Genomic DNA, 323 nt, shown 5'->3' with positions numbered 1-323 from the left:
GCCGATTTCGGAAAATGAAGATATTAAAGCGATTAGTGATGCACTGGAAAAACTTGTGCCCTTGGGTTTGCGTGTTGGGGCGCAAGAAGTGCGCAATAAGATTGGTTTTTCGCAACCAAAAAAGGAAGAGGATGTTTTAAAGGCTCCTGATAATGCGCTTGATGATGAGAGGGGAGAAAAGGCTCATGTTTGTGCTGATTGTGGAGGTGTTTTTGATGTTTCTGTGACAAGAGAGAGCAAGGGTGCAAAAGAGAAGGGTGGGAAATATCACGACGAATTGGACCGGCTTTCACAAGAAGCTTTAAGTGACTGGGAAGAGGACT

Annotated in this window: 1 protein-coding gene; it reads left to right on the top strand. The window is 44.6% G+C overall.

The genetic code is table 11. From position 1 onward, the window contains the following. A partial coding sequence (locus tag ACFIMI_RS09800) for a DUF935 family protein (RefSeq protein ID WP_375692546.1) occupies positions 1-323 on the top strand: 323 nt, incomplete at both ends.

Source organism: Bartonella sp. AP4SXKL, assembly GCF_042195845.1.
Taxonomy (GTDB): Bacteria; Pseudomonadota; Alphaproteobacteria; order Rhizobiales; family Rhizobiaceae; genus Bartonella.
This window is presented reverse-complemented; position numbering and strand designations above follow the sequence as displayed.